The sequence below is a fragment of the Lentzea chajnantorensis genome (assembly GCF_054300775.1).
In genome coordinates, this window is the sequence record NZ_JBSDZT010000002.1 from 6,971,230 (window position 1) to 6,992,397 (window position 21,168).

The window sequence follows — 21,168 nt, forward strand, 5'->3', positions numbered from 1 at the left end:
GGGGCCGGTCGAGGCGGGGCCGGTCGAGGCGGGGCCGGTCGAGGCGGGGCCGCTCCGCTGGCCCGCTCGGCTGGCCCGCTCGGCTGGCCCGCTCGGCTGGCCCGGTCGGCTGGCCCGGTCGGCTGGCCCGCTCGGCTGGCCAGCGGCCGCCTAACGGTGCCCAGTCGGCAGCGCAGCGGCAACTCAGCCGCTGTCCTGCGGCCGTCCGAAATTGTCAGACCCCTCTGCCAAGCTCAGCGACGTGGACCTCAAGACCTTCTGGCAGCTGATCGCCGACGCCCGCGCCGACGTGCCCGACCCGTCCGACTGCTGCGCCGTGGTCGCCGCCGCCAAGACCCGCCTGGCCGCACTCCCGCCCGCCGAGATCGTGTCGGCGCAGCAGGCGCTGTGGGACGTGATGGCCTTGTCGTACCGGAACCCCCTGTGGGCCGCGGCCTACGTGATCAACGGCGGCTGTTCCGACGACGGCTTCGACTACTTCCGCGGCTGGCTGCTCACCCAGGGCGAGGACGTCTACCACGCCGCCGCCACCTCCCCGGAGACCCTGGCCGACCTGCCCGCCGTGGTCGCGGCCGCCGGGTCGGGCGACGAGTTCGAGTGCGAGGGCGCCCTGAGCATCGCCTGGGACGCCCACCTCACCGCCACCGGCATGCGCCTGCCGCAGGACGCGTTCACGATCCGCTACCCGGAAGCTCGACCCGGACTGGTCGTTCGACTTCGACGACGAGGCCGAGATCGCCCGCCGCCTGCCCCGCCTGGCGGCCCTCTACGGCTACTGACGACTGCTGAGCTCGCTGCGGGGTGCAGCGCCGACGATCAGGCGCCCACGCGGACACCACGAGGTGCACGACCTCGGTGCGCGCGGGCTCGGCCCGCGCGGGCATGGCGGCTGGCTTGCCGGGACGGTCAAATTCGGACCCGGTCGGCTGGCCTCAACACCCCGGCTGGGCGGTCCACGAAGCGCGACTGGTTCGGCTTCGACGGCCCGCCACGGCACCAACCCGGCCCACCACGGCACCACCCGGCTCGGCGGCCCGCCGCGTACCACGGCTTCGAGCAGCCCGCCGCAGCGTGCCGCGCGCCGTCGGTCTCGGTGGACGCAGCAGCGCCGCCGAGGCTCAGGTGGACTGCGTCCTGCCGCCGATGCCGCACGCGGTCGTGTGCGGCCTCGACGGCGGACCGTTCAGCGGCGGCGGCGGGAGGTCAGGTAGTCGCTGACCACCGCGGCGCCCAAGCCGTCCTCGTCGGCGGACACCACGCGGCCGCGGCCGCGGCGGGCCACGATGTCCACGAAGGCGGCCAGGCGGGGGTCGTCGCCCAGTTTGAAGACCGAGATCGTGGCGCCCAGGCGGGCCAGGGAGTCGACCTCGTTCAGGGTTTTCGTGAGGGTGCGGGGCAGGGGCGGGTAGTTGAACTCCGCGTCGCCCTCGGGTTCGAGGTGGGCGGTGGGTTCGCCGTCGGTCACCACCAGGACCACCGGCTGGGCGTCGGGGTGGCGGCGGACGTGGCGGCCCGCGAGCAGCAGGGCGTGGTGCAGGTTGGTGCCCTGTTCCCACACGCCTTCCAGCGCCGTGAGCTGGCCGATGTCGACGGCCTCCGCGTAGCGGCCGAACGTGACCAGTTGCAGGGCGTCCGTGCGGAAGCGGGTCTGGATCAGGTGGTGCAGGGCCAGTGCCGTGCGCTTCATCGGCACCCAGCGGCCGTCCTGCACCATCGACCAGGACGTGTCCACGCACAACGCGACCGCGGCACGGGAGCGGTGCTCGGTCTCAGCGACCTCCAGGTCCACCACGTCCAGCTTCATGGAGCCGGAGCGCAGCACGGAGTTGCGCAGCGTGCGCGGCACGTCCCACGGTTCGGTGTCGCCGAACTGCCACGGGCGGGTCGAGCCGATCAGCTCGCCCGCGGCGCCGGCGGACACCGTCTCGCGGGAGCCCTGGGAGGAGCGCAGCTGGTCGACGACGCCGCGCAGGGCGGTCTCGCCGAGGCGGCGCAGCGCCTTCGGGGTGAGCCGCAGGGAGCCGTCCGGGGCGCGTTCGAGGATGTTCTGCTGGCGCAGGGCCTTCTCCAGCTCGGCGAGCCGGCGGGCGTCGACGGAGGCCTCGGGGCCCAGCTGGCGTTCCAGCGCCTCCAGGTCGATGTCCTCCAAGCGGGCGCCGGGGTAGGACTGGGCCAGCTGCTCGGCCAGCGCGTCCAGCTCGGCCAGGTCCGCCATCGCCTGCGCGCCCTCGCCGAGGCCGAGCGGGTCCTGGCCGCGGAACCGGGCGGAGGACGTCCAGTCCTCACCGGGGCGCAGGCTTTGCAGCAGCGAGTCCAGGGTGGACAGCTGCGAGCCGATGCCGCCGAAGGCCTGCTGGGACAACGCGGACAGCTCGGCGCGCTGCTCGTCGGTCATCGAGTTCATCATGCGCTGCGCGGCGGCGGACCGGGCGGCCAGCGCGTCGACCAGCTCGTCGACGGTGCGCGGGTTCTCCGGGAAGAAGTCGCCGTGCTTGCGCATGAACTCGTCGAACAGCCGCGGCGTGTCCGGTGAGCTCGCGGCGTGCGCGGTCAGCAGCTCGTTCAGGTCGCGCAGCATGCGCTGGATGCGGCGCACGTCCTCGGAGTCGACGTTGGACAGCGCCTCCTTCATGCCGCGGAAGCGCTGGTCCAGCAGCTCGCGGCCGAGCAGGTCGCGGATCTGCTCGAACGCCTCGCGCGCCTCCTGGGAGCGCCAGTCGTAGTTCGACAGCTCCTGCACGGCCGCGGCGGTGCCCTGCGGCAGCGCGTCGAGCTGGGCCTCGCGGAACCGGGCGTCGTCGGACGGGTCGGGGAACAACGCCCGCCGCTCCGCCTCCAGCGCCTCGTCCAGCAGCCGCCGGACCTCCTGCAGCGTGCCGTCCAGCCGGTGCCGGCGCTGGATCGACGACCGCCGCTGCCACAGCCGCGATGTCATGTCGTCCAGGCCGCGGGTGCCGTCGACGCCGCGCCGCAGCAGCTCGCGCAGGGCGGCGTTGGGCGAGGCGCCCTCCATGATCTCGCGGCCGAGCTCGTCCACGGCCGCGCGCAGGTCCACGGGCGGCGCCAGCGGGTCCGCGCCGCCGCCCCAGCGTCCGTAGCGGTACCTCATCCGTACACCGAACGGTCGTCGTCGGAGGACGTGTCCTTGGACAGGTGCCGCGTCAGGTAGAGCGACTCGAGCGCCAGCTCCACGGCCGAGGCGATGCGGCCGGGCGGGTCCTTCGGGCCGGCGCCCAGCCGGGCGGCCACCTCGTGCAGCACCGGCAGCTCGGGCAGCGCCGCCAGCAGGTCGCCGGCGTGCACGCGGTCGCCGGTGGCCACCGGGTGCCCGTCGGACACGGCCTCGGCCAGCGTCCGCAGGTTCAGCCCGGCCAGCCGGGCCCGCGCGGTGTCGGCGATCGAGCGGCGCAGCAGGTGGACCAGGACCTCGTCCTCCCGGCCCTCCTCCCCCGCCTCGAACTCCAGCTTGCCGCGCAGCACGTCCGGCACCGACTCCAGGTCGATCGGCCGGGCGATGGCCGGGGTCTCGCCGATCAGCGCGGACCGGCGCAGCGCGGAGGCCGCCACGGTCTCCGCCGCCGCGATGGCGAACCGCGCCGACACGCCGGAGCGCTGGTCGATCGACGACGACTCGCGCAGGTGCCGCACGAACCGGGCGATGATCTCCAGCAGGTGGTCGCCCACCTCGGCGACCAGCTCAGCCTCCTGGCGGACCATGTCGACCTCGGCGTCGACCTCCAGCGGGTAGTGCGTGCGCACTTCGGCGCCGAAGCGGTCCTTCAGCGGCGTGATGATGCGGCCGCGGTTGGTGTAGTCCTCCGGGTTCGCGGTGGCCACGAGCAGCACGTCCAGCGGCAGCCGCAGCGTGTAGCCGCGGACCTGGATGTCGCGCTCCTCCATGACGTTCAGCAGCGCGACCTGGATGCGTTCGGCCAGGTCGGGCAGCTCGTTGATGGCGATGATGCCGCGGTGGGCGCGCGGCAGCAGGCCGTAGTGGATCGTCTCCGGGTCGCCGAGCGACCGGCCCTCGGCCACCTTCACCGGGTCGACGTCGCCGACCAGGTCGCCGACCGAGGTGTCCGGAGTGGCGAGCTTCTCCGCGTACCGCTCGTCGCGGTGCCGCCACACCACCGGCAGGTCGTCACCGAGCTCGGCGGCCCGGCGGCGCGACTCCGGCGTGATCGGGTCGAGCGGGTGCTCGCCCAGCTCGGAGCCCTCGATCACGGGCGTCCACTCGTCCAGCAGCGACACGATCGTGCGCAGCAGGCGGGTCTTGCCCTGGCCGCGCTCGCCGAGCAGGACGACGTCGTGCCCGGCGAGCAGCGCCCGCTCCAGCTGCGGGAGCACCGTGCGGTCGAACCCGACGATGCCGGGCCACGGGTTGCGCCCCTCGCGCAGGGCGGCGAGCAGGTTCTCGCGGATCTCGGTCTTGACGCCGCGCGGCCGGTGCCCGGCGGCGCGCAGCTCGCCCGCCGTGCGGGCCTGGTTCTGGGTCACCCCGATGACGCTACGCAGCCCCACCGACAATTTCGACGTGGAGCGACTCCAGCCCCCTGCCGCACCGCCGCCTCCACGGCGTTGCGGGGGATGCGCGCCGGCGCCGGGTCGTGCGCCAGGGCTCCGTTGGAGCACAAGGAACCGCGCTGAACACCCATCCCTCGTCCGGCTTCGGCAGGACCACCGGCTCGGCCCCGTGACCGGGGTGCGGTAAGCCCTGGGCGAACGCGACGGCCCGCAGCACGGTCCTGCGCGCGACTCCGCTGTTTTCCGAATCCTCCGGGTCCACGGCGCCGTCGTGCAGGAGAATGCGGGGCGCTATGAGCAACTGTGTCGATTTCAAGTGGGCCCCGTCCCCCGCCGACTGGCGGGCGAGCCTGCGCACGATGGTGCCGATGTTCCGGTGGGCGCCGTGGTTCGCGGTCGCGCTCGGCGGCTTCTCGCTGGTCCTGCTGTTCTTCTACGACGGGCTGGTGCCGGCCGCGGTCTTCGGCCTGGTGTGCGCGCTGGTGATCGGGTTCATGGAGCCGGTCGCGGTGTGGTGGCGGTTCTCGTCGGACGAGATGATCAGCAGGACCGTGGTGGGCAGCGCCGACGACCAGTCGTTCCGGATGGCCGTGGGCACCGCCGTGCGCGAGGAGCTCGACTGGGCGGAGCTGCCCGGCTGGACCGAGACGCGGCAGGGGTTCGTGCTGGAGACGCTCGACGAGGGGTCGGCGTCGCTGTCGGTGCCGCACCGGGCGTTCGCGTCCACGCAGGACGCCCAGTCGTTCCGCGACCTGCTCGAACAGCACATCGGACCCGCGAACTAGCCGAACCCGATTCGAGACCGGCTGCAGCGGACGGCGCCGGGCCACGTAATCTCGTCGCGTGTCCTGTGCAAGTGCCACGCTGGTCGTGTGGACGTCGGGATGGCTGCACGGTCTGGCCGCCGCCGACGACGTCCTCGACGCCCTGCACACGTGGGCCGAGCAGCACGAGGTGGTGGCCGACGACGACGGCACCGCCACGGCGCTCGACCTCCCCGGTCCCGACGAGGCCCCCGTGGGCCCCGCCCTGCTGCTGGCCTCCCTGCGGCGCGCGGGTGCGACCTCGGCGCGGCTCGTGCTGCCGGTGACCGGTGACGTGCGCGGCCTGGGCGGCAAGGGGCCCCTCGCGATGTGCGCGCTGCGTTCCGGTGAGGCGCTCGTGATCCCGTCCGTGCACGTCGGGCTGGTGCCGAAGATCGTCGCGGACGGCGTGATGCGCTGGACGGTGTTCGACCTGCCCTCCTCCACGGGCCTGGAGCACATCCCGATCGGCGAGGCCGAGCAGGGGCTGGGCACGGCGCTGCGCGAGGCGACGGCGGCGCTGGCCGCGCTGGACGTCGCGAAGCACCGGCCGAACGTGCGCGAGGAGATCGCGGACCTGTCCGCCGCGAACTCCGCGCTGCCGTGGCCGGACGCGATGCCGCCGCGCTCGTTGCGGGTGCTGCAACGGGCCGCCGAAGTCGACGCGATCGTGTCGGTGGCCCGCTCGGACTCACCCGGTGGCGCGGTGTCGGCGTCGGCGATGACCGCGCGGACCGAGGCGTTGCGGCCGGTGTCCGAAGCGGTGCGGCGCGCGCGGTGCGCTGCCGTGGACGAAGCGGTGCGCGTGCTGGCCGACTCGGGCGCCGGGCGGCACTGACCCCGTTCCCCGTGCCTGCCCCCGCCACCGGTGCGAGGATGCGACGGGGGCGATGCGGGTGGACGCGGCACGGCGAGTGGTGATCATCGCGTACAACGACGCGCAGATCCTCGACGTGGCGTGCCCGAGCGGCACGTTCGAGATCGCGAACGGCCACGGGGCCGCGCCGCCGTACCGGATCGAGCTGGCCACGGTGACGGGGCGGGACGTGCGCAGCTCGTCGGGGATCGCGCTGACCGGCGCACGGCGGCTGGCCTCGGTGACCGGGCGGATCGACACGATGCTGGTCGTCGGCGGGCACGGGACCCGCGACGCGATGGCCGACGACGGGATGCTGACGCAGGTGCGGCGCCTCGCACGGTACAGCCGGCGGGTCGCGTCGGTGTGCACCGGCGCGTTCGTGCTGGCCGCGGCCGGGCTGCTGGACGGCAGGAAGGTGACCACGCACTGGGCGTACGGCGACATCCTGGTCGAGCACTTCCCGCAGGTCACGGTGGACCTGGCACCGCTCTACGTCCAGGACGGCAACGTCTACACCTCCGCCGGGGTCACCAGCGCGCTGGACCTGACGCTCGCGCTGGTCGAGGACGACAACGGCCCCACCGTCGCCCGCCGGGTCGCCCGCGAACTGGTGACCTACCTCCAGCGCCCGGCCGACCAGGCTCAGCTCAGCATGTTCCTCGCCGCGCCCCCGCCGGGCGACCGGCTGGTGCGCGACCTGCTCGGGCACATCGCCGCGCACCCCGGGGAGGACCTGAGCCCGGCCGCGCTCGCGGCACGGGCCCAGATCAGCACACGGCACCTCACCAGGCTGTTCGCCACCCACGTCGGCACCACCCCCGCCCGCGCCGTGCGGGCCGCCCGCACCGAGGCCGCCGCCCACCTGGTGCGGGGCAGCGACCTGTCGCTGGCCGCGGTCGCGCGCCGGTGCGGGTTCGGGTCGGCGGAGGTGCTGCGGCAGGCGTTCCTCGACCACTACGGGATGACCGGGGACAGGATTCGCAGGATCGCGGACATGCCCGGCCCGCTCGACCGTGGTTCTCCCCAGACTCCTGAGCACGGAACCACGTGAGATCGAGGGGGAAACACCATGCTCGACAGGAAAGCGGCGGCCGTGCTCGGGATGGCGCTGATCAGCCTGCTGGGGACGACGGTGGCGAGCGTCCCGGCGTCGGCGGCGCCGTGCCGCAAACCGGTGAGCTCCGTGTCGGTGCACGGTCGCACGATCCACCTGTGGGTGTGCGACAACGGCTGGCACGGTCAGATCACCGGTGGGGCCACGGGTGACCCGGTCTGGCTGGACAGCGCCCGCAACACGGTGACGGGCTACCGGACCATCCCGTCCGGCGCCACGTCGGTGAACACCGGCACGGTCGGGCAGTACGGCGGACCGTGGCGGGCCTGCGGGCGCGCGTTCAACCGCCCGGAGATCGTCTGCACCGCACGCAACTGAACCGGGTCTCCGGCCGGTCCGAGGAGGGCCGGCCGGAGTCCGGCACTACTGGGCCTTGACGGGCCTTTTTGCCGGCTCGCAGCACAACGGCGCGCACGGGGCACCGTTCACCGTGCAGCCAGCTGAGGTGAACGACGACAGCTTGCGCACGGGAGCACCGGAGGTGTGCTCGGCCACCAGCTCCACGACGAGCTCGGCGAAGCGCGGGTCGGCGTTCGGGGTCGCCGCGCGGGCGAACTCCACGCCGAGCTCGGCGGCGCGGTCACGGGCCTCGGTGTCGAGGTCCCACACCACTTCGAGGTGGTCGGACACGAACCCGATCGGGCACACCACGACGCCGGTGACGCCCTTGGCGTGCAACGCGTCGATGTGGTCGACGATGTCGGGCTCCAGCCACGGGATCTGCGGCGGGCCGGACCGCGACTGCCACACCACGTCGTACTCGGTGACGCCCAGCTCGGCCGCGACCAGCCGGGACGCCTCGACGACCTGGCGGGAGTAGCGGTAACCGCCCTCGGACGGCGGACCGGCGGCCTTGTCGGCGGACACCGGCACCGAGTGCGCGGTGAAGACGAGCCGGTACGGGCCGGTCAGCGACTCGGCGGCCGCGCGGACGCCGTCGGCGAAGGCGGAGATGAACAGCGGGTGGTCGAAGAACTGGCGCAGCTTCACCAGTTCGGGGCCGTCCGGCACGGCCGCCAGTGCCCGCACGATGTCCTCGTCGTACTGGCGGCACGCGGAGTAGCCGCCGTACGCGCTCGTCGGGAACACCAGCGCCCGCTGGACGCCGTCGGCCTTCATCTGCGCGACGGTGTCCTCGACCATCGGGTGCCAGTTGCGGTTGCCGAAGTAGATCGGCAGCTCGAAACCGGTGGCGCGCACGGCGTCGATCGCGTCGAGGTTCAGGCGGTTGATCGGTGACACGCCGCCGAAGTGCTGGTAGTGGGCCTCGACCTCGTCCAGCCGCTCCGGCGGCACGCCACGTCCGCGCACCACGTTCTCCAGGAAGGGACGGACGTCCTCAGGACCTTCCGGTCCGCCGAAGGAAAGCCAGAGCAGCGCATCGAAACTCACCGCTCCATCCAATCAGACGCCCGAACCCCCCACACGACGAGCAGCTGTGACGTCAGAGGCCGAGGAAGTGCACGCCGCCGTCGACGAACACCATCGAGCCCGTGGTGGCCGGGAACCAGTCGGACAGCAGGCCGCAGACCGACTTCGCGACGGGCGTCGGGTCGTCGACGTCCCACGACAGCGGCGCCTTCTCGCCCCACATCTTCTCCAGCTCGCCGAAGCCCGGGATGGACTTGGCGGCCATGGTGCGGACCGGGCCGGCGGAGATCAGGTTCACGCGGATGCCGTCCGGGCCGAGGTCGCGCGCCATGTAGCGGTTGATCGACTCGAACGCCGCCTTCGCCGCACCCATCCAGTTGTAGGCGGGCCACGCCTGGCGGGCGTCGAAGTCGAGGCCGACGACCGACGAGCCGTGCGACAGCATCGGGCGCACGGCCTGCACCAGCGCCTTGTAGGAGTACGCCGAGACGTGCATCGCGACGGAGACGTCCTCCCACGGCGCGTCCATGAACGGCGCGCCGAGACAGCTCTGCGGGGCGAACCCGATGGCGTGCACGACGCCGTCGAGGCCGTCGACGTGCTCACCGACGCGCTCGGCCAGCGTGTCGAGGTGCTCCTGGTTCTGCACGTCCAGCTCCACGACGGGCGCGGGCTTGGGCAGGCGCTGGGCGATGCGCTGCACGAGGCTCATCCGGCCGAACCCGGTCAGCACGACCTCGGCGCCCTGCTCCTGGGCGACGCGTGCGACGTGGAAGGCGATCGACGCGTCGGTGATCACACCGGTGATCAGCAGTCGCTTGCCTTCGAGCAGTCCGGTCACTTGATCCAACCCTTTCGCAGAAAGAAGAGAACGAAGAACGTCAGTGGCCCATGCCGAGGCCGCCGTCGACCGGCAGCACGGCACCGTTGATGTAGCCGGACTCGTTCGCGGCGAGGAACGTCACCGCGCGGGCGATCTCGTCGACGGCGCCGTAGCGACCGGCCGGGATCTGCTTGAGCGCCGCCTCGCGCACCGCCTCGGGCAGCTCGGCGGTCATGTCGGTGGTGATGAAGCCGGGGGCGATGACGTTCGCGGTGATGTTGCGCGAACCGAGCTCCAGCGCGATCGAGCGCGCCATGCCCACCATGCCCGCCTTGGACGCGGCGTAGTTGACCTGGCCCGCGCCGCCGGTGAGGCCCACGACCGACGAGATGAAGACGATGCGGCCGAACTTCTTGCGCAGCATGCCGCGCGAGGCGCGCTGGGCGAAGCGGAACGCGCCGGTGAGGTTGGCGTCGACGACGCTGGTGAACTGCTCCTCGCTCATGCGCAGCAACAGCGTGTCCTGGGTGATGCCGGCGTTGCAGACGAGCACCTCGACCGGACCGTGGGCGGCCTCGACCTCGGAGAACGCCGCGTCGATCTCCTCGGCGTTGGTCACGTCGCACTTCACGCCGAGCAGACCCTCGGGTGCGCCGGAGCCGCGGTGCGTGACGGCGACCTTGTCGCCCTGCGCCGCGAACGCCTGCGCGATGGCGAGGCCGATGCCGCGATTGCCCCCGGTGACCAGAACGGACCGACTCACTAGCTCTCCCTGCAATCGCCGCTGGTTGACCGGCTGAGGTTATCGGCTACCCGCAGGTAGCCCGGCATCGGCGGTTGAACCTCACACCACGGCGGGGCCGATCGGGGGCATGATCAGGTGATGCGGGCCTTCCTCGACCAACTGCGCCGCCACGTCGAGGGCGACGTGCTCGACGACCCGGCGAGCCGCGCCCTGTACTCGGCCGACGCGTCGAACTACCGCCACGTGCCGCGGGTGGTGGTCCGTCCGCGGACGACGGACGCCGTGGTCGCGGCCGTCGGGATCGCCGCGGAGCACCGCGTCCCGATCACCAGCCGCGGCGCGGGGACCTCGGTCGCGGGCAACGCCTGCGGTACCGGCCTGGTGATCGACTTCAGCCGCTACCTGAACGCCTTCGAGATCGCCGGCGACCGGGCGTTCGCGCAGCCGGGCGCGGTGCTCGACAAGATCAACGCGAGCGCCGGCGACCACCTGTTCGGCCCCGACCCGTCCACGCACTCGCGCTGCACGATCGGCGGGATGATCGGCAACAACGCCTGTGGCGCGCATTCGGTGAAGTGGGGCAAGACCAGCGAGAACGTCCTGGACCTCGACGTGCTGACCGTCGACGGCCGCCGGTTCCGCAGCACGGACCCGCCCGCGCTCGCGCTGCCGTCGCACGACCCGGCGTGGTTCCCGCAGCTCAGCCGCCGGGTCAGCGGGTACGCGCTGGACGCGCCGACGCTCACCGGCCAGCTCGTCGGCACGGAGGGCACCTGCGTGGTGCTGCTCGGCGCGGAACTGAAGCTGGTGCGCCGCCCGGAACGCCGGGTCCTCGTCGTGCTCGGCTTCGCGGACACCTACGAGGCCGCCGACCAGGTCACGCAGATCGAGGACGCGCTCGCGGTCGAGGGCCTGAACGAGGCGCTGGTGAACAGCGTCCGCACCCGCCCCGACCTGCCGGAAGGCCGCAGCTGGCTGTTCGTCGAGGTCGAGGACCACCCCGAACGGGTCGCCGCGCTCACGAGGAGCTCGATGGTCGTCCACGACCCGGCGCACCAGCGGGCGCTGTGGCGCATCCGCGAGGACGGCGCCGGTCTCGCCACCCGCATGGCCGACGGCAGCGAGGCGTGGTCGGGCTGGGAGGACTCGGCCGTCCCGCCGGAACGCCTCGGCGCCTACCTGCGCGACCTCGACGCGTTGCTCACCGGGTACGGGCGGCGCGGCACCACCTACGGCCACTACGGCGAGGGCTGCATCCACGTCCGCATCGACTTCGACCTGGCCCGCGGCTACCGCGAGTTCCTCCAGGACGCCGCGGACCTGGTCGTGAGCCACGGCGGCAGCCTGTCCGGCGAGCACGGCGACGGCCAGGCCCGCTCCGAGCTGCTCTCCCGCATGTACCCGCCGGCGGCGATCCGGGCGTTCCAGGAGTTCAAGCACGCCTTCGACCCCGGCAACCTGCTCAACCCCGGCCGGATCGTGGAGCCGCTGAAGCTCGACGACGACCTGCGCGTCCTCGTCGCTCCCCCGCGCATCCCGACGCGCGCGGAGTTCGCGAGCGACACCCGCCGCTGCGTCGGCGTGGGCAAGTGCCTGAACACCAAGGGCGGCGTGATGTGCCCGAGCTACCGCGTCACCAAGGAGGAGAAGCACTCCACGCGCGGCCGCGCGCACCTGCTGTTCGAGATGCTCAACGGTGACGTGGTCAAGGGCGGCTGGCGGTCGCTGGAGGTGGCCGAGGCGCTGGACCTGTGCCTGGGCTGCAAGGGCTGCAAGCGCGACTGCCCGGTCGACGTGGACATGGCGAGCTACAAGGCGGAGTTCCTGCACGAGCACTACAGGGGCCGCCCGCGCCCGCGGTCGCACTACGCGATGGGCTGGTTGCCGACGTGGCTGCGGTACGGGCTGGTCAACCGGTTCACGGCGCGGTTCGGCCGGTTGGCGGGCCTCACCCCGGAGCGCGAGCTGCCCACGCCCACCACTCCCCTGCTGCGCAGGCTGCGCCCGTTCGGCGAGGGCGAGCCGGTGCTGCTGTTCCCCGACACGTTCACGAACTTCTTCGAGCCGGACATCGGCATCGACGCCGCGAACGTGCTGGCGCACCTGGGGAACCGGGTCGAGCTGCCGCCCTCGACCGTCTGCTGTGGACTGACCTGGCACTCGACCGGTCAGCTGCCGAAGGCCCGCAGGGTCGTCGAACGCACGGCACGCGCGCTGCACCCGTGGACGAGCCGCGGCGTCCCGGTGATCGGCCTGGAACCGAGCTGCACGGCGTTCCTCAAGACCGAGGCCCCGAAGCTCTCGGACGCCGAGGAGGTGCGCGCGCTCGCCGACGCCACCCGCACGTTCGCCGAGCACGTCGCACCGGCGCTGCCCGACCTGCCCGGCGACCGCGAGGCGGTCGTGCAGACCCACTGCCACCAGTACGCGGAGCTGGGTTTCGGACCGGATCGCACGGCCATGGAGAAGGCCGGGCTGCGACCGCGGGTCGTGGAGGGCTGCTGCGGCCTGGCCGGCAACTTCGGCTTCGAGCAGGGCCACTACGACGTGTCGATCGCCTGCGCCGAACAGGACCTGCTGCCCGCCCTGCGCGCGAACGAGGACGCGCTGGTGCTCGCGGACGGCTTCAGCTGCCGCACCCAGATCCGGCACACGACCGACCGCGAGCCGGTCCACCTCGCCACCGCGCTCGCGACCCGGCTGGGGCTCCGAGCGCGTCTCCACGGTCACTGAAAAGCATCGACATGCCCGCGAAACGGCCATCCCGGGCGATACTGCTCCCATGCGGGTGCTGTTGGTCGAGGACGACGACGGTGTCGCCGACGCCCTGGTGGAGGCACTGCGGGCGAACGGCCACCGGCCTGCCCGCGTGCGCAGGGGGTCCGACGCGCTGATCGCGCACCGCGACGCGGACGTGGTGCTGCTCGACCTCGGCCTGCCCGACCAGGACGGCCTGGAGGTGCTGCGCAAGCTCCGCAGGATCGACCCGGTGCCGGTGCTGGTGCTGACCGCGCGCGGGGACGAGCGGACCGTGGTGCGCGGGTTGCGGCTGGGCGCGGACGACTACCTGGTCAAGCCGGTGCGGCTGGCCGAGCTGCTGGCCCGCATCGACGCGGTGGCGCGGCGCAGTGCGGCGCGGTCGCAGGAGCAGGGCGACCTGGTGCGGGTGTCCGATGTGGAGATCGACCTGCAGAGCCGCCAGGTCGTGGTCGGCGGGCGGGAGATCTCGTTGACCACCAAGGAGTTCGACGTGCTGGCGGTGCTCGCGCGGCGGCCGGGCACGGCGGTGAGCCGCCAGCAGCTGATGGACGAGGTGTGGGGCAATGCGTTCGTGGCGGTGTCGCGGACGCTGGACGTGCACCTCACGCAGCTGCGCGCCAAGCTCGACCGGCCGGGGCTGCTGCACACCATCCGCGGTTTCGGCTACCGGCTCGGTGAGTAGATGCGGCAACGGCTGCTGGTGGTGCTGCTGCTGTTCTCGCTGTCGGCGGTGACCGCGTTCGCCGTGCCGCTGCTGATGAGCACGGCCAGCGAGCGCACCCAGCGGTTCGTGATCGGCCGGACCGCCGACCTGGACCGGTTCGCGACCCTGCCGAACGACCTGGTGGTCGCGGAGGCGTTGCGCTACACCGAGGTCTACGGCGAGGAGGTCGTGGTCGTCGACGCCGCCGGGCGGCCGCTCGTCGAGTCCGGCATGGCGGTGGCCGACGTGTCCAGCCAGATCGACGCCGCGCTGCGCAACCAGCCGGCCGCGCCGGTGCGGACGGTGCTGCCCTGGAACGGCGGTGACGTGCTGTTCGCGCGACCGGTCGGCACCGGCACGAAGGTGGCGGGCGCGGTGGTGGTGCGCGCGTCCACCAGGGTGGCCGCGGCGGATGTCGCGCAGCGGTGGGCGCTGGTGCTCGCGGGGGCGTTGCTGGCGGCCTGCGCGTGCGTGTTGCTGGCGCTGGTCGTGGCGCGGTGGCTGCTGCGGCCGTTGAAGGAGCTCGACCGGGGTGTGCGGGCGGTCGCGGAGGGGCAGCGGCGCGCGCACGTCGCCGACACCGCGGGCCCGGCCGAGCTGCGGGCGTTGTCGGAGTCGTTCAACCGGATGTCCGACGCGGTGGCCGAGGCCGCCGACCAGCAGCGCCGGCTCATCGCGGACGCCTCGCACCAGCTGCGCAACCCGATGGCGGCGCTGCGGCTGCGGGTGGACATGCTGCCGGACAACGGTTCCCTGCTCACCGAGGTCGAGCGGCTGGAGTCGTTGCTGGACGGCCTGCTCGCGCTCGCGTCGGCCGAGAGCACCGCCACCGAACGGGCGGCGGGCGGGGTCGAGCCCGAGCTGGCCGACCTGCGGGCCGTGGCGCACGACCGGGTCGACGCGTGGCGGGCGGCGGCCGGGGCGGCGGGTGTGACGATCACCGTGGACGACCGCGCGCCGGGCCTGGTGCGGTGTGCCGTCTCGGACCTGGCGCAGGTGCTGGACGTGCTGCTGGACAACGCCATCAGGTACGGCGGCACCGAGGTGGCCGTGGTGTGCGACCGCGCGACTCTCACCGTGCGCGACAACGGTCCCGGTCTGTCCGAGGAGGACATCGAGCACGCGACCGAGCGGTTCTGGCGTGGTGGCGGCCCGCAGCGCGGCACCGGCCTCGGCCTGGCCATCGCCGAGCGCATCGTGACCGCTCACGGCGGGGAGCTGCGGCTGCACACCGACGGTGGCCTGGTCGCGACCGTGGAGCTGCCGAAGGAGCCGCTGCTGTGAAGCGCCGGACCCTCCTGCTGGGCGCGCTGGCCCTCACCGCGTGCGGGACAAGTGAGCCCAGCGGCACCATCCGCGTCGCGGGCGGCGAGCCCGGCGGGTTCTACAACGACTTCGCCGCCCTGCTGTCCCGCCTCGCCACCGGCTCGCTGACGATCACGCCGATCGAGACCGGCGGCAGCGCCGACAACCTGCGGCACCTGCGCGAGGGCACCGCCGACCTCGCGCTGACCCTGAGCGACAGCGCCCACCTGGAGCCCGGCCTGGTCGCGGTGGGCCGCGTCTACGAGAACTACCTCCAGCTCGTCGTGCTCGCCGACTCGCCGTACCGCAGCGCGGCCGACCTCGCCGGCCGGCCCGTGTCGCTGGGCGCCGCCGGGTCCGGCGCGGCGCTGCAGGGCGAACGGCTCGCGCTGGGCGTGTGGGAGGAGCACTACCCGCTGCGCAACGCCGTGGACGCGCTGAAGGCGGGCGAGATCGCGGCGCTGCTGTGGTCGGGCGGCGTGCCGACCCCGGAGCTCGACCGTGCGGAGGGGATCAGGCTGCTGCCGCTCGACGGGTTCCTGCCCCGGCTGCGGCAGAACCACGGCAAGGTCTACGAACGCGTGGACGTGCGCACGGGCGTCTACGACTCCCCCGTCGACATCCCGACGATCGGCACGCCGAACCTGCTGGTGTGCCGGCCCGACCTCGGCGCCGACCTCGCGGGGGCGGTGGTGCGGCTGCTGGTCGCGAACGCGGCGCGGCTGGTGCCGCAGCAGGCGCTCGGCACCCAGTACCTCGACGTGCGCAGTCTCATCGACACGGGCACGGTGCCGCTGCACGCCGGTGCCGCGGCGGAGTACCGGAGGATTCACGGATGATCATCACGATGGCGTCGGTCTCGCTGGACGGCTTCATGGAGGGACCCGGCCACGACATCAGCTGGCACCGGGTCGACGAGGAGCTGCACGGGCACTTCAACACCGAGCTGGCGCGGATGAGCCGGTTCATCGACGGCCGCCGCAACCACGAGACGATGCTCGCGGCGTGGCCGCACACCGGCGAGCACCCCGAGTGGCCGCCGTCGATGCACGAGTTCGGCCGGATCTGGCGGGAGATGCCCAAGATCGTGTACTCGCGGACGCTCGACACCACCGCGTGGAACACCGTGGTGCGGCGGGAGGTCGACCCGGACGAGATCAGGGCGCTGCCCGGTGACAGCATGGTCGGCGGCGCGCAGCTCGTGGGGACGTTCTTCGAGCACGACCTGGTCGACGAGGTCCGCCTGTACGTCAACCCGGTCGCGCTCGGCGCGGGCACGCCGTTCTTCACACGGCCGAAGACCCTGGCGCTCAAGAGCACCAGGGCCTTCGGGAACGGTGTGGTGGAGCTGGTCTACGGCAGGGGCTAGGGCAGTCTCTGGCCCAGCAGCAACGCCGCGGCGGCCGCGACCATCGCCGTCAGCGTGCCGAGCACCAGCCACGGCTTGGACGCGTCCGCCTGCTTCTTCTCGTAGCCGATCTGCTCGCCGAGCGTGTCGTACACCCGGCGCAGCTCCTCGGCGGAGGCGGCCTTGAAGAACTCGCCGCCGGAGATCTTCGCGATCTCCTTCATCGAGTCGTCGTCGACCGGCACGGCCTGCTGGCGGCCCTCGATGTCGACCACGCCGTCCTCGGTGCCGAACGAGATCGTGGAGATCGGGATACCGGCCTTCTTCGCGTCATCCGCCGCGTCGAACGCCTTGCGGGTGCCGACCGTCTCCTTGCCGTCCGTCATCAGCACGATGCGGGCCGGAGGGGGCCCCTCGGCGCCGCCGACGACCTTGCCGAACGAGTCGATGGACGCCATCGCGGCGACCAGCGCGTCACCGGTCGCGGTCGACTGGGCGAGCTTGAGCCCGTCGATCGACTGCGACACGGCCGCGCGGTCGGTGGTGGGCGCGACCAGCACCGTCGCCGAGCCCGCGAACGAGATCAGGCCCAGGTTGATGCCCGGCGTGAGGCCTTCGGCGAACGACTTGGCCGCCACCTGCGCGGCCTCCAGCCGGGACGGCTTCACGTCGGTGGCCTTCATCGACAGCGACACGTCGACCACGAGCATCACGGTCGCCCGGTTGCGCGGGACCCGCTGCTCCGACGTCGGCCCGGCCAGCGCGACGGTCAGCAGCGCGAGCGCCGCCAGCAGGAACGCCGCCGGGACGTGCCGCGACCAGCGTTCCCGCTTGGGCGCGACCTTCTCCAGCAGCTCCAGGTTCGTGAACCGCAGCACGCGCTTGCGGCGCATGCGCTGGGCGAGCACGTACCCGGCCGCGAGCACACCGACGGCGACGAGCAGCAGGAACCACCACGGGGCGACGAAGTTCGAAAAGCTCATGCGACACCCCCAGACCAACGGCGCTTGCGCGCCACCACGAAGCGGACCGTGTCCGCGATCCAGTCGGAGTCGGTCCGCAGCACCAGGTGCCCGGCGCCCGCGCGGCGCAGCCCGGCGGCGACCTCGGCCCGGTGCTCGGCAGCCGCGGCGTTGAACTCCTTGCGCAGCAACGCCGACGCGGTCACCTCGCGCTGCCGGCCGGTCTCCGGGTCGGACAGCACGACGGTGCCGACCTCGGGCAGGTCGACGTCGCGCGGGTCGACGACCTCGATGGCCACCAGCTCGTGCCGTGCCGACAGCGCGCGCAGCGGCCGTTGCCACTCCATGCCGCCGAGGAAGTCGGAGATCACCACGATCAGCCCGCGCCGGCGCGGCGGGCGGCGCAGCTGCTCCAGCAACGCCGCCAGGTCGCCGCGGGTGCCCTCACTCGCACGCGGCGTCTCGGCGATCTTGCGGATCATGCCGCGGGCGTGCGCCAGGCCACCGCGCGCCGGGATGCGCACGTTCTCCGCACCCGTCGAGATCGCGGCACCGATCCGGTTGCCGCCACCGCGGGTCAGGTGCGCCACGGCGGCTGTCGCGGCAATCGCCAGGTCGCGCTTCTCGCAGGCCGCGGTGCCGAAGTCGAGCGACGGCGACAGGTCGACCGCCACCCACGTCTCCAGCTCGCGGTCGGCGACCGTCTCGCGGATGTGCGGCACGGTGGTGCGGGCGGTGACCGCCCAGTCCATCCGGCGCACGTCGTCACCGGGCTGGTAGGTCCGCGCCTCGCCCGGCTCGGTGCCCGGTCCCGGCACGAGACCGAGGTGGTTGCCCTGCAGCAGGCCGTCCAGGCGGCGCCGCACGTCGAGCTCCAGCATGCGCAGCGCGGCCTCCATGCGGCCGCCGTGCAGGACCGGGGGCGCCCACGAGGGGCGCTCGGCGGTGGCCTTGTCCTTGCTCACGGCCTACCAGCCGGAACCGGCTGCTGCGGGCGCGCGGACACCTGCGGCAGCGGCACGATCTGCAGCACGCGGGTGATGATGTGGTCGATCGGCACGCCGTCGGCCAGCGCGTCGTAGGACAGCACGAGGCGGTGGCGCAGCACGTCCGGCACGACGTCCACGACGTCCTGCGGCAGCACGTAGTCACGGCCGCGCACGAGCGCGAGGCCACGGGCGGCGGCGATGATGCCCAGCGACGCACGCGGCGAGGCACCGTAGGCGACCCAGCCGGCGACGTCGGTCAGGCCGTGCTCGGCCGGTGCGCGGGTCGCGATCACCAGGCGCACCACGTAGTCGACCAGTGCGTGGTGGACGAAGACGCGCGACGCCACGCCCTGCAGGCGCACCAGCTCCTCCGGCGAGAGGACCTGGTTCGGCGTGGGCGCCTCGACACCCATGCGGTAGACGATCTCGCGCTCTTCCTCGGCCGTGGGGTACTCGACCTGGATCTTGAACAGGAACCGGTCGCGCTGCGCCTCCGGCAGCGGGTACACGCCCTCGTTCTCGATCGGGTTCTGCGTCGCCAGCACCAGGAACGGGTTCGGCATCGGGAAGGTCTTGCCGCCGATGGACACGTGCCGCTCGGCCATGACCTCCAGCATCGCCGACTGGACCTTGGCCGGCGCGCGGTTGATCTCGTCGGCCAGCACGAAGTTGGCGACCACGGGGCCGAGCTCGACGTCGAACGCCTCGCTGGACTGGCGGTAGATGCGGGTGCCGAGGATGTCGGCGGGCACCAGGTCGGGCGTGAACTGCACGCGGCTGAACGAGCCGCCGACCACGCGCGCGAACGTCTCGACGGCGAGCGTCTTCGCGACACCCGGCACACCTTCGAGCAGCAGGTGGCCCTTGGCCAGCAGACCCACGAGCATCCGCTCGACGAGCCGGTCCTGGCCGACGATGACCCGCTTCACCTCGAACACGGTGCGTTCGAGCAGCTGGGCGTCACGAGCCGGGGTGACGGGCGCCGGTGCGTTCGGCGTTGCCTCGGCGGCGGGCTCGGTCACGGTGCGGGCCTCCATGTGGAACAGGGTTTTCCGATCGTGAGCAGTCTTGCTCACGGGCTGTTCATTGGGTGTGAAGGGTGTCCAGGTCATCGGGTGTGTCGACGTCACGCGCCTCACCGGGCAAAGCGGACACTTCCACCGGCGCGAGCTTGCGCAACGTTCGGCGCAGCGGCTGGTCGCGCGGGTCCTCCGGCAGGACTTCGCGCAGCTCGGCGGCGTTCCAGAAGCCGATCAGCCACTGCACGCGGTCGTCGGCGAGCACGGCGTTGCCGCCCGCCGCGCGCAGCCTGGCGATCGTGCCGGCGGTGAGGCCGGGCTGGTCGACGGCGAGCACGGCGACCCACTCCTCGGTCACGTGCGCGAGACCGGCGGCAAGCCCGGCCAGCGGCCCTCCGCCGGGTGGGTCCTCCCGGGCCCAGACGACGCCGGGCCGGTCTTTCTCCGGCCCCACAACGACGACCCGCGCCGCGTCGTCCACAACGGACAGCACGTGGTCGAGCAGTGTGGCGTCCCGGTAGGACAGCGCGGCCTTGTCGACGCCGCCGAGCCGTTCGCCCGTGCCGCCGGTGAGGATGATCGCCGCGTACGTCACGCGCGCCTCGCGATGTGCGCGGCGACGCCGTCCAGGAACAACCGCAGGCCGAAGTCGAAGTCGGCCCCGATGTCGTCGCCGTGGGCCACGTCGAACGCGCCGGCCTCGATGACCTCGGTGAGCGCGGGCATGGTGCGCGGGTCGACCACCGCGCGCAGCGCCTGCCCGTACTGGTCGGGGTTGCTCTGGAAGCCCTGGGACGGGGTGGTGGTCAGCCGCGCCTCGCCCTGCACGAACGTCGACAGGCCCATCACGACGCCGACCTTCTCCCCCGGCTCCAGCGGCGTGCCCCCGAGGGCGGTGAGCGCGCTGTCGAGCCAGGCGAGGTTCCCCGGGCCGACCGGCGGGCCGCTGATCGGGATCCGCAGGAACCACGGGCGCCTGCGGATCGCCCGGAGCAGCGCCCGTGCCCAGACGCCGAGCCTGTCGCGCCACTCGCCGTCGGGCAGCGGCGGCGGGTCCTCCATCGCCGCGTCCCACATCAGCGCGAGCAGCTCGTCCTTGCTCTTCACGTGGCGGTAGAGCGCCATCGTCGCGTTGCCCATCTCCTGCGCGACGCGCGCCATGGACACGGCGGCCAGCCCTTCGGCGTCCGCGATCGCGATGGCGGCTCGCGTGATGTCGGCGGCGTCGATGGTCGGCTTCCGCCCCCTCTTCATGCCCCTAGTCAAACAGATGCGTACACCATACGCTCATTCAGGTTTTGCCGCACAGCGGCCGCGGTGTCGCGAACGGCTCGCGCCGAGGCCGATCCGGTTCACGATGAGGTCACCCGGTCGCCACGTCACCCCCGCCACTGTGCCAGCCTTGGCACCCGTGGAACTGTTCACGCTCGACGAGGCCCGTGCCGAGCTCACCCGCCTGCTGCCGGTGCTCGACGAGATCGTCCGGCTGCGCGCCGACGCGGCCGAGCTCGCGTCCGGCACCACGTCCCTGGGCGGTCTGCCGGAGTTCAAGGCGGCGCAGGCCCGGCTCGACGAGCTGATGGAGTCCGTGCAGCAGACCGGCGCAGAGCTGAAGGGCTTCGCGCCGCTGCTGGTCGACTTCCCCTCGCAGCTCGACGGCGTGCCGGTGCTGCTGTGCTGGCTGGAGGGCGACCGGACGCTCGACTGGTACCACCGCGCCGACCTCGGGTTCGCCGGCCGCCGCCGACTCTGACCCCTGCTGGCCAAGGCATCTGCACGGGGGCTGCGTGGTGACCGGATCGGTCCGCAGTGCGGCCGGGTCGTGCCTGGTTCGGCCGTGGCG

At 72.9% G+C, this 21,168-nt stretch carries 21 protein-coding genes and 1 pseudogene; 11 read left to right on the forward strand and 11 right to left on the reverse strand.

Annotated features, from left to right (window positions below; genetic code table 11):
• Positions 1-289 precede the first annotated feature (289 nt).
• Positions 290-571 (forward strand): annotated as a pseudogene (locus ACVDFE_RS33370) (DUF4240 domain-containing protein); the annotation flags it as partial.
• On the opposite strand, the gene ACVDFE_RS33375 reads toward ACVDFE_RS33370, so the two are convergent.
• The 3 genes from ACVDFE_RS33375 to ACVDFE_RS33385 form a co-directional block, all read right to left on the reverse strand.
• The gene (locus ACVDFE_RS33375) at positions 514-675 is read right to left on the reverse strand and encodes a hypothetical protein (protein WP_458433311.1); all 162 of its coding nucleotides are present in this window, start codon (positions 673-675) and stop codon (positions 514-516) included. The pseudogene ACVDFE_RS33370 and the gene ACVDFE_RS33375 overlap by 58 nt on opposite strands.
• A gap of 508 nt (positions 676-1,183) precedes the next feature.
• A complete protein-coding gene (locus tag ACVDFE_RS33380; protein WP_458433312.1) occupies positions 1,184-3,109 on the reverse strand; it encodes a vWA domain-containing protein in 1,926 nt (641 codons plus the stop codon).
• A complete protein-coding gene (locus ACVDFE_RS33385; RefSeq protein ID WP_458433313.1) occupies positions 3,106-4,497 on the reverse strand; it encodes a sigma 54-interacting transcriptional regulator in 1,392 nt (463 codons plus the stop codon). Before ACVDFE_RS33385 ends, ACVDFE_RS33380 begins: the two co-directional genes overlap by 4 nt.
• Before the next feature lie 320 nt (positions 4,498-4,817).
• Between ACVDFE_RS33385 and ACVDFE_RS33390 the strand changes: the two genes are divergently transcribed.
• Genes ACVDFE_RS33390 through ACVDFE_RS33405 form a run of 4 tightly spaced genes read left to right on the forward strand, consistent with a single transcriptional unit; the run spans position 4,818 to position 7,618 of the window.
• A complete protein-coding gene (locus ACVDFE_RS33390; RefSeq protein WP_360387219.1) occupies positions 4,818-5,309 on the forward strand; it encodes a YcxB family protein in 492 nt (163 codons plus the stop codon).
• Positions 5,310-5,367: 58 nt separating this feature from the next.
• Positions 5,368-6,165: a hypothetical protein gene (locus ACVDFE_RS33395; protein ID WP_458433314.1), complete on the forward strand. Its 798-nt coding sequence runs from the start codon at positions 5,368-5,370 to the stop codon at positions 6,163-6,165.
• 52 nt (positions 6,166-6,217) lie between these two features.
• Entirely contained in the window at positions 6,218-7,237 is a 1,020-nt protein-coding gene (locus ACVDFE_RS33400) for a GlxA family transcriptional regulator (RefSeq protein ID WP_458433315.1), read from the forward strand.
• An 18-nt stretch (positions 7,238-7,255) separates the two neighbouring features.
• Positions 7,256-7,618: a hypothetical protein gene (locus tag ACVDFE_RS33405; protein WP_458433316.1), complete on the forward strand. Its 363-nt coding sequence runs from the start codon at positions 7,256-7,258 to the stop codon at positions 7,616-7,618.
• A gap of 45 nt (positions 7,619-7,663) precedes the next feature.
• Here ACVDFE_RS33405 and ACVDFE_RS33410 read toward each other — a convergent pair whose 3' ends face one another.
• From ACVDFE_RS33410 to ACVDFE_RS33420, 3 genes are read right to left on the reverse strand one after another with little or no spacing between them, the layout of a single operon-like run.
• Positions 7,664-8,692 (reverse strand): ferrochelatase, encoded by a 1,029-nt coding sequence (locus tag ACVDFE_RS33410; protein ID WP_360387207.1) that lies wholly within the window; start codon positions 8,690-8,692, stop codon positions 7,664-7,666.
• Between the two features lie 52 nt (positions 8,693-8,744).
• A complete protein-coding gene (gene fabI / locus ACVDFE_RS33415; RefSeq protein WP_360387204.1) occupies positions 8,745-9,512 on the reverse strand; it encodes an enoyl-ACP reductase FabI in 768 nt (255 codons plus the stop codon).
• Between the two features lie 40 nt (positions 9,513-9,552).
• Entirely contained in the window at positions 9,553-10,257 is a 705-nt protein-coding gene (locus ACVDFE_RS33420; RefSeq protein WP_360387201.1) for a beta-ketoacyl-ACP reductase, read from the reverse strand.
• 120 nt (positions 10,258-10,377) lie between these two features.
• Here ACVDFE_RS33420 and ACVDFE_RS33425 point away from each other — a divergent pair, with 120 nt between their 5' ends.
• The 5 genes from ACVDFE_RS33425 to ACVDFE_RS33445 are packed head-to-tail and all read left to right on the forward strand — an operon-like array spanning position 10,378 to position 16,376.
• A complete protein-coding gene (locus ACVDFE_RS33425) occupies positions 10,378-12,972 on the forward strand; it encodes an FAD-binding and (Fe-S)-binding domain-containing protein (RefSeq protein WP_458433317.1) in 2,595 nt (864 codons plus the stop codon).
• Between the two features lie 49 nt (positions 12,973-13,021).
• The gene (locus ACVDFE_RS33430) at positions 13,022-13,681 is read left to right on the forward strand and encodes a response regulator transcription factor (protein WP_360387195.1); all 660 of its coding nucleotides are present in this window, start codon (positions 13,022-13,024) and stop codon (positions 13,679-13,681) included.
• A complete protein-coding gene (locus ACVDFE_RS33435) occupies positions 13,682-14,986 on the forward strand; it encodes a sensor histidine kinase (protein WP_360387193.1) in 1,305 nt (434 codons plus the stop codon).
• On the forward strand, positions 14,983-15,846 hold the full coding sequence (locus ACVDFE_RS33440; RefSeq protein WP_458433318.1) for a TAXI family TRAP transporter solute-binding subunit: 864 nt from the start codon (positions 14,983-14,985) through the stop codon (positions 15,844-15,846). Before ACVDFE_RS33435 ends, ACVDFE_RS33440 begins: the two co-directional genes overlap by 4 nt.
• Positions 15,843-16,376 (forward strand): dihydrofolate reductase family protein, encoded by a 534-nt coding sequence (locus tag ACVDFE_RS33445; protein WP_360387189.1) that lies wholly within the window; start codon positions 15,843-15,845, stop codon positions 16,374-16,376. The genes ACVDFE_RS33440 and ACVDFE_RS33445 overlap by 4 nt, the downstream gene beginning before the upstream one ends.
• Here the strand turns inward: ACVDFE_RS33445 and ACVDFE_RS33450 are convergent.
• The 5 genes from ACVDFE_RS33450 to ACVDFE_RS33470 all read right to left on the reverse strand — a co-directional run bounded on the left by ACVDFE_RS33450 (position 16,373) and on the right by ACVDFE_RS33470 (position 20,579).
• The gene (locus ACVDFE_RS33450) at positions 16,373-17,338 is read right to left on the reverse strand and encodes a VWA domain-containing protein (RefSeq protein ID WP_360387186.1); all 966 of its coding nucleotides are present in this window, start codon (positions 17,336-17,338) and stop codon (positions 16,373-16,375) included. The two genes, ACVDFE_RS33445 and ACVDFE_RS33450, sit on opposite strands and share 4 nt — an antisense overlap.
• Complete coding sequence (locus ACVDFE_RS33455) at positions 17,335-18,216, reverse strand: DUF58 domain-containing protein (RefSeq protein ID WP_458434438.1); 882 nt, start codon at positions 18,214-18,216, stop codon at positions 17,335-17,337. Before ACVDFE_RS33455 ends, ACVDFE_RS33450 begins: the two co-directional genes overlap by 4 nt.
• Positions 18,217-18,278: 62 nt before the next feature.
• Positions 18,279-19,343 carry an AAA family ATPase gene (locus ACVDFE_RS33460; RefSeq protein WP_458433319.1) on the reverse strand — a complete coding sequence of 355 codons (1,065 nt, stop codon included), beginning with the start codon at positions 19,341-19,343 and terminating at the stop codon, positions 18,279-18,281.
• A gap of 46 nt (positions 19,344-19,389) precedes the next feature.
• Positions 19,390-19,920 (reverse strand): molybdenum cofactor guanylyltransferase, encoded by a 531-nt coding sequence (gene mobA, locus ACVDFE_RS33465; protein WP_458433320.1) that lies wholly within the window; start codon positions 19,918-19,920, stop codon positions 19,390-19,392.
• Entirely contained in the window at positions 19,917-20,579 is a 663-nt protein-coding gene (locus tag ACVDFE_RS33470) for a TetR/AcrR family transcriptional regulator (protein ID WP_360387179.1), read from the reverse strand. Before ACVDFE_RS33470 ends, mobA begins: the two co-directional genes overlap by 4 nt.
• Positions 20,580-20,736: 157 nt before the next feature.
• Here ACVDFE_RS33470 and ACVDFE_RS33475 point away from each other — a divergent pair, with 157 nt between their 5' ends.
• Entirely contained in the window at positions 20,737-21,078 is a 342-nt protein-coding gene (locus tag ACVDFE_RS33475; protein WP_360387176.1) for a DUF2203 domain-containing protein, read from the forward strand.
• Positions 21,079-21,168: the final 90 nt, after the last annotated feature.